This is a genomic window from Butyrivibrio sp. NATIVEDY162 (assembly GCF_045999815.1).
GTDB lineage: Bacteria > Bacillota > Clostridia > Lachnospirales > Lachnospiraceae > Butyrivibrio.
Genome location: NZ_CP172573.1, coordinates 735,174 through 753,053, shown reverse-complemented (window position 1 = coordinate 753,053; position 17,880 = coordinate 735,174). Strand labels below are relative to the sequence as shown.

The window sequence follows — 17,880 nt, the reverse complement described above, 5'->3', positions numbered from 1 at the left end:
TCAAAAAACAGCTCCTACTGAGGAGCTGCCTTCAGCTACACAGGAAGCCGAAGAAACGACAACAGAAGAAGCAGCTGCAGAGTCTTCTGAAGAAGTATCTTCTGAATCGACTGAAGAGACAAATGGAGAAACTGCAACTGAAGAAACGGCAAATGAAGTAAAAACAGAAGAAGTATCCGATTCATCACAACTTGAAGATGGCGAGTACAGTGCAAAATTTACAACAGACAACAGCATGTTCCATATAAATGAAGTATATGGTGACAGAGGAACCCTTACTGTTAAGAATAATGAGATGACGATTCATATCACACTTCCTTCCATGAATATTGTTAATCTTTTTCCCGGTACTGCAGAAGATGCACAAAAGGATGGCGCAGTTCTTCTTGAACCTACAGTAGACACAGTTAAGTATGAGGATGGAACAGAGGAAGAGGTTAACGGCTTTGATGTTCCTGTGCCTGCAATCGATGAGCCATTCCAGCTTGCTCTTCTTGGCACAAAGGGAAAATGGTATGACCATGAAGTTACTGTTTCGGATGTGACAAAGGGCGAAGCAGGCGAAGAAGGAGACGATATGGCTAAGGCTAAAAAGGTTGCTGACCTTATAGATTCTATCTATGTTCAGACATGGACAAAAGAGACAGATTCCCTCTGCGAGGAAGCAAAAAAAGCATGGGATGAGCTTACAGATGAGCAGAAGGAACTGGTGGAAGGAGAGAATGCAGATCCTGACTACTTTGGTAATGATACAGGTGACGCTTCCAAGGATGATCCGTTAAACGGTGATGACATTGGAGAAAATGAACTTTTGGTTGTAAGCTTTGGTACATCCTTTAATGACAGCAGATCCGAGGACATTGGAGGAGTTGAAAAGGCTCTCGCAGCAGCATATCCTGATTGGTCAGTAAGAAGAGCGTTCACTGCTCAGATTATTATTAATCATGTAAATGCCAGAGATGCTGAGAAGATAGATAATGTTGATCAGGCTCTTCAGAGAGCAGCAGATAACGGTGTTAAGAATATTGTTGTTCAGCCCACACATCTGATGCATGGCGCAGAGTATGATGAACTAGTTGAAACACTTGATAAGTACAGTGACAAATTCGAGAGTGTTAAAATCGCTGAGCCTCTTCTTGGAGAAGTTGGAAAAGATGCAAGCATCAGCAATGAAGATAAGGAGAAGGTCGCTAAGGCTCTTGCAGAAGCTGCTGTAAAGGAGGCAGGCTATGACAGCCTTGAGGCTGCAGGTGAAGACGGTACTGCTTTTGTATTTATGGGACACGGCACTTCCCATAAGGCAAATGTGACCTATTCACAGATGCAGACACAAATGAAGGAGCTTGATTACAAAAATGTATTCATAGGTACAGTAGAAGGTCTTCCTGAGGAGACAGAGGTGAATGCTGTAATAGATGCTGTTAAAACTGCAGGCTACAAAAAGGTTATTCTTCGCCCTCTTATGGTAGTAGCAGGTGATCATGCAAACAACGATATGGCAGGTGATGATGAGGATAGCTGGAAGAGTTTATTTACAAGTGACGGCTCATTTGAGAGTGTTGATTGTCAGATCAGCGGACTTGGCAGAATACCTGAGGTACAGGAAATATATGTTTCTCACGCAGGTGAAGTGATAGATTAATACATATGAAAATTGTAAAAAGAAGAACCGAATTTGTTATAGCAGCTTTTCTGGTCATTCTTTTTACCTTAAGCATGGCAGGATGCGGTTCTATTTCCGATGGGGAATATGCCGCATCTGTGTCGCTTATGGGAGGAAGCGGAAAAGCACATATTGAAAGTCCATGCAGGGTTGTTGTAAAGAATAATAAAGCAGAAGCGGATATTGTTTGGAGCAGCTCTAATTATGACTATATGATAGTTGGTGGAAAGACCTATTATCCAGTCAATTCTGAAGGCAATTCTGAATTCATAATTCCTATAGAATTTGACAAGGATATGTCTGTGCAGGCTGATACAACAGCCATGAGTCAGGCACATCTCATTGATTACTCACTTAGATTTTCCATTGAAAAATCAAGCGGGAAGGATACGCTTGATTCAGACAGTGATGACACCGCGCAGGACAAAATAGATTCAGATAAATTAAATTCAGATGAACATCCTGCAGACAGACTTAAAAGTCTAAAAAGCGCTCCTGATATAGATGGACTGCGCTATATATCAACAGATGAAAATGAATACGCAAAGTGCTTTGCAATCCACAGATACAGCGAAGGATATGCATGTATATGTTTGGATGATGACAGAAAATATCTCATAGTTCCGGGGGATAAGGGGATTCCAAAAGACCTTGATGAGGATATAGTTGTTTTGCATAAGCCTTTTAATAATATATATCTGGCAGCCTCAGGAGTGATGTGCCATTTTGACACTATTGGTCAAACTGAAAAAATTGTTCTTTCAGGGCTTACTAAGGACAAGTGGTATATCGACTCTGCAAGAAAGGCAATGGAGACCGGAAGCATGGAATATGGTGGAAAATACAGCGCTCCGGACTATGAAAAGATAATAATGAAGGATATTGATCTGACTATTGAAAACACGATGATACTTCATGCACCTAAGGTTCTGGAAAAGCTACAGGATCTTGGTATACAGGTTTTTATTGACAGGTCAAGCTATGAGGAAAGTCCTCTTGGGCGATTGGAATGGATAAAAATATATGGTTTTTTTACAGACAGAGAAGAGGAAGCCCATAAAGCCTTTGAGGAACAGACTGGTATAGTAAAAGCACTTGATGATTCACAGGCTTCCGGAAAAACAGTTGCAGTTTTTTCGATAAATTCAAATCATCTTGTGATTACAAAAAAGCAGAATGATTATCTGGCCAGAATGATAGAAATGGCAGGTGCAATCTATCTTGGGCCCAAAGACAATGATGACGATAGCTCCTCCACACAGGAAACTATCAGTATAGAAAGCTTTTATGATTATGCCTCGGAAGCTGATATAGTGCTCTATAACGCAACAATAGAGGATGTTCCGGATTCGATTGGTGATTTGATGAGCATGGATGCTACTTTCAATGACTTTAAAGCCTTTAACAAAGGTGATGTCTATTATATAGATAAATCGCTGTATCAGTTTGCAGGTGAGAGCGGAACAATCATAGATAATTTAAGAAGTATTTTTAACGGGAAAAGTGAAGATACAAAATTCATTCATAAACTAAGGTGGTAAAAATTGTCAAAAAATCTAATGATTCAAGGCACTATGTCAGGCGCCGGAAAGAGTATACTTACTGCAGGTATCTTAAGGGTGCTAAGGCAGGATGGGTATAGAGTAGCCCCTTTTAAATCTCAAAATATGGCTTTGAATTCCTTTGTGACAAGGGATGGAAAAGAGATAGGAAGAGCTCAGGCTGTTCAGGCAAGGGCTGCGCAAATAGAGCCTTCTTCCGATATGAACCCTATACTTCTAAAGCCGATGGGAGATACGACCTCGCAGGTTATAGTAAATGGCGTTCCTATAGGAAATATGCGTGCAGCTGACTATTTCAGGATGAAGAAGCAGCTTATTCCCGATATTATATCTGCCTATGACAGACTTTCCAAAGAGACAGATATAATTGTGATAGAAGGTGCGGGAAGTCCTGTTGAAATCAATTTAAGAGAAAATGACATAGTTAATATGGGACTTGCCCAAATGCTGGATGCACCAGTACTTCTTGCAGGAAATATAGATCCCGGCGGAGTTTTCGCTCAGCTCCTTGGCACGGTTAATCTGATGTCTGATGAGGAGAGAAAAAGAGTCAAAGGTCTTATAATCAATAAATTCAGAGGAGATGTATCTTTGCTAAAACCGGGACTTTCCATGTTTTACGAATACTGCAAAATTCCTTTTGCGGGAATAGTTCCATATGTGAATCTGGATTTGGAGGAAGAGGATAGTATTTCTGAAAGACTTGAAAACAAGATAGCGAGGGGAAGTGAAGAAGAAATTATTAGAATTGCTGTTGTAAGACTTCCCTATATCAGTAATTATTCAGACTTTTCAATTTTGCAGAGAATCCCGGGAGTAAGCCTTATTTATACAAAAAGAGCTGATGATATAAAAAACGCAGATATGATCATTATCCCCGGAACAAAAAATACATTAAAAGATATGAACTGGCTTAGGGAATCAGGACTTGCAGACGAAATCATAAAAGCATCTTACGGAAAAGCTCTTGTTGTCGGTATATGCGGCGGCTTACAGATGCTTGGAGAGAAAATTGACGATAAGGATTTCCTTGAGGGGGGAGGAAACTGTAACGGATTAGGACTCCTTCCAATCACAACAACTTTTAATCATGAAAAGATGTTAAGGCAGACAAAAGGGATAATTGCAGGGCTTACAGATGACTATGTATCACTAAACGGACTGGATATAAGCGGTTATGAGATACATATGGGAACTTCTGACATGGATGAAAAAAAGCTCCCGATAATGAACAAAGAAAATGTCTTTGGAACATATATTCACGGTATTTTTGATTCTGCCAAGGCGTGCAGAAAACTGCTTGAAATAATATGTGAGAAAAAGGGATTAAAGGACGTGACATTTGATATTGAGGATGAGGCATCACATCAGGAAAAGGAGCTTGACAGGCTTGCTGATGTGTTAAGGGACAGTCTTGATTTTGATCTGATATATGAGGCAATAGGTATATAAAATGGAGATAAGACACATACTTCCTTCAGACATTGAAAAGGAAAGCTTTAGAATCATCAGGAAAGAACTTTCAGAGATGGGAAAAAGCTTTCCGGAGGATACAGAACCTACTGTTATACGGGTGATTCATACAACTGCGGACTTTGAGTATGCAGATACAATGACATTTTCAGATAATGTAATAGAACGTGCAAAGAATGCCATAAAAAGAGGTGCTCACATAGTAACCGATACAAATATGGCGCTTCAGGGCATAAGCAGAAAAACACTCTCTAAATACGGAGGGGAGGTTCACTGTTTCATGGCTGACACGGATGTAGCCCAAAGCGCAGGAATAAGGCAGGTCACAAGGGCTTATGTCAGTATGGAGAAGGCAAGAAGCATAGATAAGCCTGTTATCTACGCTATTGGTAATGCACCTACTGCACTTATAAAGCTCCGGGAGATGATAGATGAAGGCTACAGACCGGAGATGATAATCGGTGTCCCTGTTGGATTTGTGAATGTAATAGAAGCTAAGGAGCTGATACTTGATACAGACATTCCTTACATAATCAACAAAGGAAGAAAGGGAGGAAGCGGAGTTGCTGCAGCTATATGTAACTCAATCCTCTATAACATTTGATGGAAAATGATAATGGGAAAAAAAATCTAAGGCGTGGTTTTACAACAGGGAGCTGCGCTGCTGTCACAGCAAAGGCTGCTCTCATTATGCTTCTTACAGGTGAGAACATATATAACGCAAGCATTGTTACTCCAAAAGGACTTGTATATAACGCAGAGATACTTGATGTAAAAAGAAATGGAGATTATGTTAGCTGCGCTGTAATAAAGGATGGAGGAGATGACCCTGATATCACTAGCGGGACTCTGATATATGCTTCTGTTCGTCTTTTGGATAATGATGAAATAAGAATAAAGGGCGGAAAAGGTGTAGGGACTGTGACTAAACCCGGACTTGATCAGCCTATAGGAGAAGCTGCCATAAATTCTGTTCCACGTGAGATGATAAAGGAAAATGTAAGAACGGTATTATCTGAATATGGAATTACAGATAAGGGTGTAGAGATTAACATCATTGTTCCCGAGGGAGAAAAACTTGCTGAGAAGACCTTTAATCCAAAGCTGGGAATAGTTGGAGGAATATCGATTCTTGGGACAACGGGCATAGTTGAGCCCATGAGCGATGCTGCAATACTTGAGACAATCAAAGTGGAGATAAGAGTAAAAAAGGCTGAAGGTAAAAAAGTACTTTTAGTCGCACCGGGAAATTACGGGCTCACATTTTTAAAAGAAAAATATGGGACTAATGAAGATGAGGCAGTACTTTGTTCAAACTTTGTCTATGATACAGTGAAAATTGCTGCTGATGAGGGCTTTACAAAAATGCTGTTTGTCGGTCACATAGGAAAGCTTGTGAAGGTGGCAGGAGGAATAAAAAATACGCATTCAATGTACGGCGATCACAGGATAGAGATTTTGTCGGAAATTGCATCAGAATTTGTTTCCTTACAAAAACAAAGGACTATTACAGATAAGCTAATGAAATGTGTTATGACGGATGAAGCAGTAAATATCCTTAAGTCTGTGGGAATAGGTGATAAGGTCTTTAGAAGAATGGCAGAAAAGATAAAAGCAGTAATGGAACAGTTTTCAGAAGATAAAATAACAACAGAGGTTATCGTCTTTTCAAACGAGTACACTGAACTTGTAAGTACGGAAAATGCCAAAGCTTATTTAGATAAGGAGACTGGTTTATGATTCATTTTGTTGGAGCAGGCCCGGGAGCTGTAGACCTCATTACTGTAAGGGGGAAGAAGCTTATAGAAGAGGCAGATGTAATAATATATGCGGGATCGCTGGTAAATCCGGAGCTTTTGAAATACGCAGGAAAAGACACGGAAATTTATGACAGCGCAAAATTAACTCTGGATCAGGTTCTGGGGTTAATGAAAGCAGCTGATGATGAGAAGAAAAATGTTGTAAGACTTCATACAGGGGATCCTTCTATTTACGGAGCTATAAGGGAACAGATGGATTATCTTGACGGGGAAGGAATCCCTTATGATACAACGCCGGGAGTGAGCTCTTTCTGCGGAGCAGCAGCTGCGCTTAATATGGAATACACCCTTCCGGGTATAAGTCAGAGCGTGATAATTACCAGAATGGAAGGAAGGACACCGGTACCGGAAAGAGAGTCGGTTGAAGCCCTTTCTGCCCATGGAGCAACAATGGTTTTCTTTTTATCAGCAGGAGACATTGGAAGACTTGTGGAGAAACTTATATCCTCCGGAAGGCATAAGGACACCCCATGCGCATTAGTATATAAGGCAACATGGGATGATGAAATGAAATTTGTATGTACTCTTGATACTTTGGAAAAAACTGCGCTGGATTACGGAATAAATAAAACAGCCCTCATCATAGTGGGTGAAACTGTCGCACAGACAGGATATGAAAAATCAAGACTCTATGCACCTGATTTTTCAACAGGGTATAGAAAAGGACAGGAATCTTAAGATGCGGGAAGCTCAGAGAAAGAGAACCATAATAGTTTATTTTGTACTGGTAATACTGATAATAGCCGGCTTTTTCATAAATGTGTGCGTGGGAAGTGTGGGAATCAGTCCCGGGGATGTGATTGCAACTATAAGTGGGAATATTGCTGACGATAAACTAAGAAACATCATAATGGGCATAAGGATTCCAAGAACCATAATGACCTTTATTTTAGGCGGTGCTCTGGCGGTTTCAGGTTTTCTGCTTCAGACCTATTTCGCTAATCCTATCGCCGGACCATATATCCTTGGTATTTCATCAGGTGCCAAGATGGCTGTTGCAATAACTTTGATATTTGTTGTAGGAAGCAGCGGCAGATCTTCAGGGCTTATGCTTATTTTGGCTGCTTTTACAGGTGCTCTTTTATCGACCGGTTTTATAATTCTTATTTCTTCCAGAATTAAGAATATGGCAGCTCTTCTTGCAGCAGGAATTATGATTGGATATATATGCAGTGCGGTTACTGATTTTCTTATTGCATTTGCCGATGATTCAGACATAGTCAATCTCCATGGATGGTCCCAGGGAAGCTTTTCAGGGGCAGATATGACAGGGGCTGTGTATTCACTTACAGTAGTTGGAACAGCATTCATTTTAACTATGGTTTTAAGTAAGAGCCTTGATGCTCTAAGACTTGGAGAGGCGTATGCAAAAAGCGTTGGTGTAAATATAACTGTATGCAGAATTTGTATAATTCTGTTATCAAGTCTTCTTGCAGCATGTGTTACAGCTTTTGCGGGGCCTGTATCCTTTATCGGTATTGCGGTTCCTTTTCTTATGAGACAGATTTTGAAATCCTCTAAGCCGATAATTCTTATTCCGGCTTCTTTTCTTGCAGGATCGCTTTTTTGTATGTTCAGTGATCTTGTTGCAAGAACAATGTTTGCGCCGATGGAACTAAACATTTCAGCTGTGACATCGCTGTTTGGAGCACCAATTGTAATATACATGATCGTCAGGAGAAACAAGAATAATGAAGCTTCTTAATGTAAGAGCAGGATATGGGAAAAGAATAATAATTAATGGAGCTGATCTGGAGATAGGACGAGGAGAAATCATATCTTTTATAGGACCAAACGGCGGAGGAAAATCCACTCTCCTTAAAACAATTTCAGGGCAGATAAGACCTCTTGGCGGTTCTGTTTTTATCGGAGAGGATGACATTAAAAATATCCCGCTTAAAGATTTAGCCAAGAGCCTTTCCATTGTTACTACGAAGAGGGTAAGGCCGGAGCTAATGACCTGTTTCGATGTTGTGATGTCAGGAAGAATTCCTTACACAGGAGGCTTTGGGACTTTTTCTGAGGAAGACTATCTGGAGGGAAATAAGGCTGCGAAACTTATGAAAATTGATGCTCTTAAGGACACAAGCTTTGAAGCGTTAAGTGATGGTCAAAAGCAGAGAGCCCTTATAGCAAGAGCGATTTGTCAGAAGCCGGAATATCTTGTTATGGACGAGCCCACATCTTATCTGGATATCAGATATAGAGTGGAACTGATGGATGTTATAAAAGGGTTAAGTAAAGAGGGCATAACCATAATTATGTCCCTTCACGAAATAGAACTTGCTCTTTCTGTATCATCAAGAGTACTACTTATAAAAAGTGATGGGGAAGTGCTTTTGGAAGAACCACATGCAGTACTGGAAAATGGAATTATAAAGGATTTGTATTCTCTTACTGATGAGATGTATAAGAAGGTTGAAGGACAGCTAAGAGCGCATATGGGTTATCCCAAGGACAAAAATGTAAGGCATTCATCATTTTTTGTTAACAGAGAGTGCGAATATTATCCATGTCATGATCTGCCTGATGATAAGTTCAGCTGTATGTTCTGCTATTGTCCACTGTACGATATAAAGGACTGCGGAGGTGAATATACCTATACTGAAAAGGGCGTAAAGAATTGCAAAAACTGCACATTTCCACATGATAGAAACAATTATGGAATGGTTATTAAAAAGTTAAAGGAAAAGATGTATGGAAACCACTGAGGTCAATCAATTTAAAATAATATCCTTTACTGATTCCGGAGCTGAGTTGATGAATAAGCTTTCAGATAAGCTTAAAAAAAGTGAGAGCATTGAAACAGAAAATTCTGTATTGGCGGAACCGATTGACGACCTAAAAACGTGGACTGAGAAATGTTTTAAGACAGGAAATGTATTGATATTCATTGGCGCTATTGGGATTGCCATAAGAAGCATAGCACCATTTATCAGGGATAAGGCATCAGATCCTGCGGTAATAGTAATGGATGAAAAAGGTGAATATGTAATACCTGTTTTATCGGGGCATATTGGCGGAGGGGTTCTTTTTGCAAGAAAAATAGCCCAAATGATTGGAGGAACACCTGTCATAACTACGGCAACAGATGTTGAGGGGCTGTTTTCCGTGGACGTTTTTGCAAAAGAAAACGGCTTCATTATTTCTGATATGAAGAAGGCAAAGGAGTTTTCCGCAAAGCTCCTAAAAAACAAAACAGCATCTTTTTATATAGATGACAATTGTTCTCACCTGCCTGCAGTTGAAAATGCCTGCATAAGTGGTACGTATAATTCCTGTAGCAGCGAAATAGAGAATACCTACAGTGAATTAAGGAAGGTAGAAAACATAGTAGATAATCCGGATCTTATTATTTCGCCAAGACTTACTGATGGGAGAATACTTCAGCTTATTCCAAAATGTGTTGTTATCGGTATGGGTTGCAGGAAAAATATGGATTACACGCATCTTTTTGAATTCTGTAATGAATGTCTTAATGAAGCAGGTATAGACATTCGCGCAGTAAAGGCTATAGTCTCAGCAGATATAAAAAAAGACGAACATGGGCTTATAGAACTGTCCAAAAAACTGGACGCTTCTTTTATCACATTTTCATCAAAAAAGCTGATGGAACAGAAGGGAGATTTTTCCTCATCTGATTTTGTCAAGTCGGTTACAGGCGCAGATAATATATGCGAGCGCGCTGTTGCAGCCTATGGTTGTGAGAAAATTGCAGTTAAGAAAACAGCAAAAGACGGAATGACCTTTGCGCTTGGATTTATTTCATAAAATAGAAAAGGAAAACAGAGATGGATAACGGCATCATATATGTTGTAGGAATTGGCCCCGGAGATATAAAAGATATGACAAAAAGAGCATTTGATGCTCTTAATGCGAGTGATTATATAGCTGGATATACAGTATACTGCAATCTTGTGAGGGACTTTTTTAAAGATAAGCAATATATAGAAACTCCCATGACAGGTGAGGAAAAAAGAGTCGCCCTTGCTTTTGAAAAAGCTGCAGAAGGCCGAACTGTTTCAATTATCTGCAGCGGAGATGCGGGAGTATATGGAATGGCAGGTCTTGCCTGCGAAAGGGCCAAAGAATATCCTGATGTGACTGTTAAGATAATACCCGGAATAACTGCAGCCTTAAGCGGAGGAGCTCTTCTGGGAGCACCGCTTATCCACGATTTTTGTGTAATAAGCTTAAGCGACAGACTCACACCTATGGAAGTTATAGAGAAGAGATTAAGACTTGCTGCAAGAGCTGATATGTCTATTGTTATATATAATCCTGAGAGCAGATCAAGGAGCGGATATCTTAAGCATGCCTGCGAGATTTTAAGCGAAGAAATGGAGGACTGCAGAACATGCGGCATTGTAAGAAACATTGGCAGGCAGGGAGAAAACTGCGAGGTTACAACTCTTGGGGAACTTAAAAACATAAATGCAGATATGTTTTGTACGGTTTTTATAGGTAATTCCACAACAAAAAACATAGGAGAGTTTATGGTAACAGCAAGAGGATATAAAAGTGAAAAATAAGGTGCTGATATTTGGCGGAACAACTGAAGGAAGAGAACTTGCAGATCTTTTATCAAAGGCTTCCATATCCCATGCTGTAAGTGTGGCAACAGAATATGGCGGGGAGATAGAAACACAAAGCGGTGAAGATAACCTTTTTGTAGGAAGAAGGAATGCTGCAGAAATAGCTGAACTTATAACAGCAGAAGATATTAACATAATTGTGGATGCTACACATCCTTTTGCTACAGGTGCTTCTGCAGAGATCAAAAAGGCTTGCGACAAAGCAGGAAGGGAATATATAAGACTGAGCAGAAATACGGATTATTCTTCTAAGTATGGAGACCATGTAGTTACAGTTAAGAGCACTATGGATGCCGCAAGGCAGCTCTCAAAACTAGGCAGGGTTATTCTGATTCTTACAGGAAGTAAGAATCTAAAGGAAATTGTAGATGAGCTTCCAACGGATAAGGAAATATACGCAAGGGTTTTGCCAAATGAGGAGAGTATCGGTAAGTGTAAAGAGGCTGGATTATCAGGAAAACATATAATTGCCATGCAGGGACCATTTTCCAAGCAGCTGAACGTTGCACTTATCAGAGAGGTCTGTGCAGATGTCATTTTGACAAAGGAGAGTGGAAAAAGCGGAGGATTTGATGAAAAGATTGAAGCTGCCGCAGAATGTGGCATAAAAGCTGTAGTTATGGAAAATCCGGAGAAAGAGGATGAAAAATCTGCGGGCAAAAGCCTTGAGGAAGTATTTAAGTATATCTCCAAGGAAAACGATGGTATAAATAATGACGCTCCGCATAAAATAACTGTTGCCGGAATGGGGCCTGGAGGCAGTGGATTTTTTACAGCTGACTTTGAAAGAGCCGCAAAAAAAGCAGATATAATTTTCGGAGCGCCTACTGTTCTGTCACTTTTTAAGGAACTAACGGGAAATAGTATTAGGACAGAGAGTATTTACCGGGGAGATGAAATTGTAAAATACCTTGCTGAGAATAATGAAATTGCTAACCCTTTGGTAATTTATTCAGGAGATATCAGCCTCTGCAGCGGTGCTACTAAGGCTGTTAAGTGTTTTGAAAATTCAGGCTATAAGGTTTTCGCGATACCAGGAATATCTTCTGTAACGCTTTTTGCAAAGAAACTTCAGATTGATCTTGAAAGGTGCAAAATATTAAGTGTACACGGTAAGGAAGCTAATGTAACGGGCTATGCCTTAAAAAATGAGAAGCTGATCGTGCTTGCACAAGGAAGAGAACAGGCAAAGGCAATAATATCAAAACTTCCGGACAATTTACAGTTTGTGCTTGGCTGTGAGCTTGGTGGAAGGAATGAGAAGATAATCACCGTAAATCCTTCAAAAGAACATGATTTAGAAATACCCGACGGAAGAATTCTCATCTATATAGAAAATCCCTATGTAAAAAATAATCCTGTATATAAATGCATAAGTGATGATGAATTTATTCGCGGAAAGGTACCTATGACCAAGGAGGAGATTCGCTCTTTTTCTATAAGAAAGCTTGGGCTTACACCTTCATCTGTTCTATATGATATCGGTGCAGGAACAGGATCAATATCTGTTGAGGCAGCACTTATTCATCCTGACATCAAAGTGTACTCTATTGAGAAGAACGAAGAAGCCCTGGAGATTATTACATCAAACAGGAACAAGTTTTATGCGGAAAATATCAGCATTGTTGCGGGAAATGCACCTGAAGCACTCGAGGGACTCCCTGTGCCTACACATGTTTTTATCGGTGGGAGCAGCGGAAATATGGAAGAAATAATTAAATGTGTACGGGAACTGAATAAGGATGTCAGAATAGTTATAAACTGCCTGACTCCTGAGACCTTATCGGATGTTGTGAGTGTAATAAAAAAGATGACAGACAGTAGCCCTGATATTACACAGATTATGTCAACAAGATTTAAAAAGACAGGAAATTATAATCTTCCCTGTGCGCAAAACCCTGTTTATATTATAGCGCTGTGAATAGGAGACTATATATTGAAAAAACGAGGCAAAATACCGGGGATAATAATAGCTGCACCCGGCAGTGGCTCCGGTAAGACACTGATAACCTGTGCAATACTTCAAATGTTAAAGAGACAACAGTTTAATCCGGCATCCTTTAAATGTGGGCCCGATTATATTGATCCAATGTTCCATAAGAAAGTCCTGGGTCTTCCATCAAGGAATCTTGATGTATTTCTTGCAGGAGAAGAAGGAGTTATGCATACTCTTAAAAAGGGAACAGCAGGAAGAGATCTGGCGGTTGCAGAAGGTGTGATGGGATTTTTTGACGGAATAAGTGCCACCTCATATAAGGGCTCATCCTACGATATTTCAGTGATAACAGATATCCCTGTAATTTTGGTTGTAAATGCCAGGGGAATGAGCAGGTCAGTTATTCCGCTTATAAAGGGTTTTGTGGAATATGGAAACAAGAGCAGGATTAAAGGCGTTATTTTAAACAATATATCTGACAAAGTGGCAGACCGGATAAAAGACCTTATCCTTGAAGAAACAGGAGTACCTGTTATAGGACACCTTCCGAAATTAAAAGACGTAAGTTTTGAGAGCAGACACCTGGGACTTTTGATGCCGGATGAAATCTGTGATGTATTAAAAAAGATAGATAAAGCGGCGGACGAACTGGAAAAGAGAGCAGATTTTGATAAACTGATAAGTATTATATTCGGTGATAAAACAGCTAAAGCCAAAGAGGATAAAGCAAAAGAAGATATAAAAGCCGTGAGTACCCGTGTCGGTATTGCTATGGATGAGGCTTTCTGTTTTTATTATGAGGACAATCTGGACTTACTAAGAGAAATGGGAGCAGAGCCTGTTTTTTTCTCACCAATTCATGACAAGTCTATTCCTGATGTTTCAAGACTTATATTTGGCGGAGGATACCCTGAGATATATGCAGAGGAGTTGTCACAAAACTTATCAATGAGAGAAAGTATAAAAAACGCGGCAATTGGTGGAATGCCTATGTTGGCAGAATGTGGCGGCTTTTTATATCTGATGGAAAAACTATCCGGTGCTGATGGCATAGTTTATGACATGGTAGATATCTTTGATGGCAGAGGATATATGACGTCATCTCTTAAGCATTTTGGATACGCGGAAGTTACTGCGCTTAAGGATAATCCATATTTAATGCAGGGTGAGCTTATTAAAGGCCATGAATTTCATTACTGTGATACTGATTACAACGGTGATATTTTTGAAATTAAAAAGCCGGTGGGGGACGTTTCCTGGCAGGGCTACAGGCTTGAAAAGAATGTGCTTGGAGGTTTTACACACCTTTATTATCCTTCCTGCCCTGAATTTATAAAGAGGTTTTTAGAAGCATGACAAAAGAAGATTTATTCAGGATAAAAATAGATGCACCTGACAGAGAAGCCGGGCTACGTGCAAAGTCGGTATTTAATTCGATAGCTAAACCGCTTGACGGACTTGGTGACTTTGAAGAGCTTATCTGCAAAATTGCAAGTATACAGAGGACAGAAATTATCAGCGTAGATAAACGCGCTGCAGTTATAATGTGTGCAGATAACGGCATAGTGGAAGAGGGGGTATCACAGAGCGGAAAAGAGATAACCTTATCTGTTGCAAAGGCTCTTGGAAACGGCATAAGCTCTGCATGTACTTTGGGAAAGGCAGCTAAAGTAGACATAATTCCGGTAGATATAGGAATAGCTTCTGATGAAATAATTGACGGTGTAAGGGATCATAAGATTTCACCCGGAACGAATAATTTTTTAAAACAGCCTTCTATGACTGAAACAGAGCTATTAAGTGCAGTACAAACCGGGATCGATATAGCGGGTGAACTGTCAAAGTCCGGCTTTCATGTTCTTTTAACCGGGGAAATGGGAATAGGTAATACGACAACCTCAGCAGCTGTTTTGTCTGCTGCTCTTGCTCTTGACAGTGATGATATAACAGGTCGCGGCGCCGGTATAGATGATAAGGGCTTTTGCAGAAAAAAAGAAGTGATAAAAAAGGGACTTCAAAAATATCATTTTGAAGATATTTCTGATCAAAAAGAAAAAGCTTTTAGAATACTTCAGTGTGTTGGAGGCCTGGATATTGCAGGACTTTCCGGACTTATTATAGGAGGAGCGATAAATCATGTTCCTGTTGTAGTTGACGGGATTATCAGCTCTGCTGCAGCAGTAATCGCCGATATGATTATTCCCGGTGTAAGGGAATATCTTATCGCATCACATGCAGGAAGAGAGAAGGGCAACATTACTGCGCTCAGATACCTGGGATTAAAGCCTTATATTAACGGTGATATGGCGCTTGGAGAAGGAACAGGAGCAATCATGCTTTTTCCCCTCATAGATACTTCTGCATATTTTTATAATAATGCAGCAAGGTTCGAGGACTACAAAATAGAGGAGTATAAGAGGTATTCCTGATGATAACACTTATAATTGGAACGCCGGGAAGCGGTAAATCCCGGAAAGCTGAGGATATAATAGAGACTGTTTCAGGTGGCGCAGAAAAAATATATGTCGCTACTATGATACCCTTTGGGGAGGATGGAAAGAAGCGCATTGAGAGACATAGAAATATGCGGAAAGGAAAGAACTTTCAGACTGTTGAATGTCCTGTCGGCATAGACAATGTAGCTTCCAAAATAAGTGACATTGAAAATAAATATGTTCTTTTGGAGTGTATATCCAATCTTGTTGGGAATGAGCAGCATTCTGAATTAAACAAAGATCTGGGTTATGAAGAGCTTCTAAATAAAATTGTATCTGAGGTACTTTTCCTTGGGGATAAATGCAGACACCTGGTTGTAGTATCGAACATGTTCCCTGCAGATGATCCCGAATATGATGAGGACACAAAGCTTTATGTGAGACTGACCCTGGATGTAAATGAGAAGCTCAAGGAAAAAGCTGACAAAATATATGAGCTGACAGAAGGAGAGTGGAAATATTTTGAACGCCATTAAAAGCGTAATTAGAAGTATAATCGTCGCATTTTCATTATACTCAAGGATTCCTATGCCTGTCTTTACCTGGCAGGAAAAGGATATGAAGCACGCCATTAGTGCGCTTCCTCTGATAGGCGCAGTGATCGGAGGCTTGTCCTTTGCAGTTTTTAAGGTTACAGGAATTTTTGAATTCCCGCATCTGAGCATAATCCTTTTGTTATCTGTTTTGCCGCTGATAATCACGGGGGGCTTTCATATGGATGGCATTATGGATGTGCAGGATGCAAGGAATTCCTATCAGGACAGACAAAAGAAACTGAAGATTATGAAGGATCCGCATATTGGAGCTTTTTCAGTAATAAGTGTGATCATCTATGGCATGATATGGTTTGCCTTTTTTAATTTGCTGATATCAAATACGTTAAAAAAAGGAAGTTATAATTATTTGTATATTTATATGGTTTCGTTTTTTATCGTGAGAGCAGCCTGCGGACTTACAAGTATTTTATTTGAAAAAGCCAGAAGGGATGGCATGCTAAATACCGAAACCAAAAGTACCGGAGGTGCAGATAAAATAGTATTAACTGCAGAGCTGCTTTTGGGGATGGGTGTCATGTTATTTTTGGACATCATCGGAGGAATTATAAGTATTGCAGCAATAGTACTTTTTACAGTCTATTATAAAGCCATGTGTTCAAAAAACTTCGGTGGTGTAACCGGAGATACGGCAGGGTTTTATATCTGTGTCTGTGAGGAAGCTGTTATGGTTTGTATTTCTCTGGCAGCTTTTTTTGCTTAATGAAATATTTAACGGGTTCCTTGTCAATGTTTATATTATGAAAAGCGACCCGATATAAACAATTTACATAAATGGGGATAGTTATGAAGTATCATTTGATTTCTTTTGTTATGGGATTTTTCCTTGATCTGATAATCGGGGATCCCATGAATTTTCCGCATCCCATACGCCTTATAGGGAATCTTATTGGTCTATTGGACAGAAAATTACTGGGAGAAACTGAGAACAAAAAGAGAAATGCCAAGGCGGAATTTTTTAAAGGAATTGTTCTTTTTCTAATTGTGATCATATGCACAGCTTTAATAACCGGAGTTGTGATTGTAGAAGCATACAGAATCCATCCATATGTGGGAGTTGTGACAGAGGCTATCCTTACCTGCTATATTCTGGCAGCAAGGAGCCTTCGAGATGAGAGTATGAAGGTGCATGATGCACTTTTAAAAGGAAGTATCGAAGATGGAAGATATGCGGTTTCAATGATAGTGGGACGAGATACCGCGTCGCTTGATGAAGCCGGAATAGCGAGAGCTGCGGTTGAGACAGTTGCGGAAAATACCTCTGATGGAATTATTGCTCCGCTTATTTATACCTTTATAGGCGGACCGGTTCTGGGATTTACATATAAAGCCATAAATACTATGGATTCCATGGTTGGATATCACAACAACAGATATGAGCATTTTGGCACAGCTGCTGCAAAGGCAGATGATGTTGTAAATTATATTCCCGCCAGAATAAGCGGCCTTCTTATGATACTTGCAGCCTATATTGGCGGATCTGAATATAGCGGAAGAGGGGCATTTAAGATTTTTTGCAGAGACAGATATAACCATAAGAGCCCTAATTCAGCACAGACAGAAGCCGCCTGTGCAGGAGCACTATCACTAAGACTTGCGGGCGATGCTTATTACTTTGGAAAACTTGTTAAAAAACCTTTCATAGGTGACGATATAAGACATGTTGAACCTGAGGATATAAAAAGAGCCTGCAGACTTATGTTTGTAACAGAGTTTCTGTGCATGCTTATACTTATAGGAATCGGGATATTTTTCTATATGATTCAATAATATGATGATAGG

The 17,880-nt window shown here is 39.9% G+C and carries 16 protein-coding genes; all 16 read left to right on the top strand.

Annotated features, from left to right (window positions below):
- The first annotated feature begins 457 nt into the window (after positions 1-457).
- The 16 genes from ACHCNF_RS03035 (at position 458) to cbiB (ending at position 17,868) form a co-directional block, all read left to right on the top strand.
- The gene (locus tag ACHCNF_RS03035; RefSeq protein WP_408072184.1) at positions 458-1,642 is read left to right on the top strand and encodes a sirohydrochlorin cobaltochelatase; all 1,185 of its coding nucleotides are present in this window, start codon (positions 458-460) and stop codon (positions 1,640-1,642) included.
- A 5-nt stretch (positions 1,643-1,647) separates the two neighbouring features.
- The gene (locus tag ACHCNF_RS03030) at positions 1,648-3,204 is read left to right on the top strand and encodes an ABC transporter substrate-binding protein (protein WP_408071321.1); all 1,557 of its coding nucleotides are present in this window, start codon (positions 1,648-1,650) and stop codon (positions 3,202-3,204) included.
- Positions 3,205-3,207: 3 nt separating this feature from the next.
- Entirely contained in the window at positions 3,208-4,677 is a 1,470-nt protein-coding gene (locus ACHCNF_RS03025) for a cobyric acid synthase (protein WP_408071320.1), read from the top strand.
- A 1-nt stretch (position 4,678) separates the two neighbouring features.
- On the top strand, positions 4,679-5,302 hold the full coding sequence (locus ACHCNF_RS03020; RefSeq protein ID WP_408071319.1) for a precorrin-8X methylmutase: 624 nt from the start codon (positions 4,679-4,681) through the stop codon (positions 5,300-5,302).
- Positions 5,302-6,438, top strand: a complete 1,137-nt coding sequence (gene cbiD / locus ACHCNF_RS03015; protein ID WP_408071318.1) for a cobalt-precorrin-5B (C(1))-methyltransferase CbiD — start codon at positions 5,302-5,304, stop codon at positions 6,436-6,438. Before ACHCNF_RS03020 ends, cbiD begins: the two co-directional genes overlap by 1 nt.
- On the top strand, positions 6,435-7,196 hold the full coding sequence (gene cobM / locus ACHCNF_RS03010) for a precorrin-4 C(11)-methyltransferase (protein ID WP_408071317.1): 762 nt from the start codon (positions 6,435-6,437) through the stop codon (positions 7,194-7,196). The genes cbiD and cobM overlap by 4 nt, the downstream gene beginning before the upstream one ends.
- Positions 7,132-8,223: a FecCD family ABC transporter permease gene (locus ACHCNF_RS03005; protein WP_408071316.1), complete on the top strand. Its 1,092-nt coding sequence runs from the start codon at positions 7,132-7,134 to the stop codon at positions 8,221-8,223. Before cobM ends, ACHCNF_RS03005 begins: the two co-directional genes overlap by 65 nt.
- Positions 8,210-9,229 (top strand): ATP-binding cassette domain-containing protein, encoded by a 1,020-nt coding sequence (locus ACHCNF_RS03000; protein ID WP_408071315.1) that lies wholly within the window; start codon positions 8,210-8,212, stop codon positions 9,227-9,229. Before ACHCNF_RS03005 ends, ACHCNF_RS03000 begins: the two co-directional genes overlap by 14 nt.
- Complete coding sequence (locus tag ACHCNF_RS02995) at positions 9,216-10,289, top strand: cobalt-precorrin 5A hydrolase (RefSeq protein WP_408071314.1); 1,074 nt, start codon at positions 9,216-9,218, stop codon at positions 10,287-10,289. The genes ACHCNF_RS03000 and ACHCNF_RS02995 overlap by 14 nt, the downstream gene beginning before the upstream one ends.
- A 20-nt stretch (positions 10,290-10,309) precedes the next feature.
- Positions 10,310-11,050 carry a precorrin-3B C(17)-methyltransferase gene (gene cobJ / locus ACHCNF_RS02990; RefSeq protein WP_408071313.1) on the top strand — a complete coding sequence of 247 codons (741 nt, stop codon included), beginning with the start codon at positions 10,310-10,312 and terminating at the stop codon, positions 11,048-11,050.
- Complete coding sequence (cobK, locus tag ACHCNF_RS02985) at positions 11,040-13,034, top strand: precorrin-6A reductase (protein WP_408071312.1); 1,995 nt, start codon at positions 11,040-11,042, stop codon at positions 13,032-13,034. The genes cobJ and cobK overlap by 11 nt, the downstream gene beginning before the upstream one ends.
- Before the next feature lie 15 nt (positions 13,035-13,049).
- Positions 13,050-14,405, top strand: a complete 1,356-nt coding sequence (locus ACHCNF_RS02980; protein WP_408071311.1) for a cobyrinic acid a,c-diamide synthase CobB — start codon at positions 13,050-13,052, stop codon at positions 14,403-14,405.
- A complete protein-coding gene (locus tag ACHCNF_RS02975) occupies positions 14,402-15,478 on the top strand; it encodes a nicotinate-nucleotide--dimethylbenzimidazole phosphoribosyltransferase (protein WP_408071310.1) in 1,077 nt (358 codons plus the stop codon). The genes ACHCNF_RS02980 and ACHCNF_RS02975 overlap by 4 nt, the downstream gene beginning before the upstream one ends.
- Positions 15,478-16,020: a bifunctional adenosylcobinamide kinase/adenosylcobinamide-phosphate guanylyltransferase gene (locus ACHCNF_RS02970; RefSeq protein WP_408071309.1), complete on the top strand. Its 543-nt coding sequence runs from the start codon at positions 15,478-15,480 to the stop codon at positions 16,018-16,020. The genes ACHCNF_RS02975 and ACHCNF_RS02970 overlap by 1 nt, the downstream gene beginning before the upstream one ends.
- Entirely contained in the window at positions 16,007-16,801 is a 795-nt protein-coding gene (locus ACHCNF_RS02965; protein WP_408071308.1) for an adenosylcobinamide-GDP ribazoletransferase, read from the top strand. Before ACHCNF_RS02970 ends, ACHCNF_RS02965 begins: the two co-directional genes overlap by 14 nt.
- Positions 16,802-16,884: 83 nt before the next feature.
- A complete protein-coding gene (cbiB, locus tag ACHCNF_RS02960; protein ID WP_408071307.1) occupies positions 16,885-17,868 on the top strand; it encodes an adenosylcobinamide-phosphate synthase CbiB in 984 nt (327 codons plus the stop codon).
- Positions 17,869-17,880: the final 12 nt, after the last annotated feature.

Excerpts from the sequence above, each read along its gene's own strand:
- ACHCNF_RS03030 (WP_408071321.1), top strand. The coding sequence starts at position 1,648 with ATGAAAATTGTAAAAAGAAGAACCGAATTTGTTATAGCAGCTTTTCTG.
- ACHCNF_RS02970 (WP_408071309.1), top strand. The coding sequence starts at position 15,478 with ATGATAACACTTATAATTGGAACGCCGGGAAGCGGTAAATCCCGGAAA.
- ACHCNF_RS02995 (WP_408071314.1), top strand. The coding sequence starts at position 9,216 with ATGGAAACCACTGAGGTCAATCAATTTAAAATAATATCCTTTACTGAT.
- ACHCNF_RS03005 (WP_408071316.1), top strand. The coding sequence starts at position 7,132 with ATGAAAAATCAAGACTCTATGCACCTGATTTTTCAACAGGGTATAGAA.
- cobJ (WP_408071313.1), top strand. The coding sequence starts at position 10,310 with ATGGATAACGGCATCATATATGTTGTAGGAATTGGCCCCGGAGATATA.
- cbiB (WP_408071307.1), top strand. The coding sequence starts at position 16,885 with ATGAAGTATCATTTGATTTCTTTTGTTATGGGATTTTTCCTTGATCTG.
- cbiD (WP_408071318.1), top strand. The coding sequence starts at position 5,302 with ATGGAAAATGATAATGGGAAAAAAAATCTAAGGCGTGGTTTTACAACA.
- ACHCNF_RS02975 (WP_408071310.1), top strand. The coding sequence starts at position 14,402 with ATGACAAAAGAAGATTTATTCAGGATAAAAATAGATGCACCTGACAGA.
- ACHCNF_RS03000 (WP_408071315.1), top strand. The coding sequence starts at position 8,210 with ATGAAGCTTCTTAATGTAAGAGCAGGATATGGGAAAAGAATAATAATT.
- ACHCNF_RS03020 (WP_408071319.1), top strand. The coding sequence starts at position 4,679 with ATGGAGATAAGACACATACTTCCTTCAGACATTGAAAAGGAAAGCTTT.
- cobM (WP_408071317.1), top strand. The coding sequence starts at position 6,435 with ATGATTCATTTTGTTGGAGCAGGCCCGGGAGCTGTAGACCTCATTACT.